Source organism: Vibrio sp. 10N.222.48.A3 (assembly GCF_041475345.1).
GTDB lineage: Bacteria > Pseudomonadota > Gammaproteobacteria > Enterobacterales > Vibrionaceae > Vibrio > Vibrio tasmaniensis_A.
Genome location: NZ_JBFRVX010000735.1, coordinates 1 through 371, shown reverse-complemented (window position 1 = coordinate 371; position 371 = coordinate 1). Strand labels below are relative to the sequence as shown.

Sequence of the window (371 nt, the reverse complement as noted above, 5' to 3'; positions counted from 1 at the left end):
ACGCATACGAATCGCTTCAATAACCGTCACAACGCGCAGTTGGCGGAACTTCGGAGCGAAGTAAAGGTAGTTCATTAGGTAACCGAATGCGTTCGCGATAAAGATAATCGCTACGGCAAAACCATCGGTAAAGGCTTTACCTGCTGCACCAGTAAATGTCCACGCACTGAACTGGGTCATAAATGCGGTTGCACCTACCATCCACCACAACATATTACCTCCCCCACGGAAGTAATCACTCGTCGTACTTGTAAACGTTCGGAACATCCACCCTATTGCAATTAAGAATAGGAAGTAGATGCCAACTATCAGGGTATTGAGTTCCATCTTGAGACCTTTATTTATGTTTTTTGTTGAGGTCACTATAGATA

At 44.5% G+C, this 371-nt stretch carries 1 protein-coding gene; it reads right to left on the bottom strand.

The annotated features are described in order from the left end of the window. The coding region (locus AB4653_RS19160; protein WP_408063584.1) for a sodium:solute symporter family transporter at positions 1-327 on the bottom strand (327 nt) is incomplete at its 3' end. Positions 328-371: the final 44 nt, after the last annotated feature.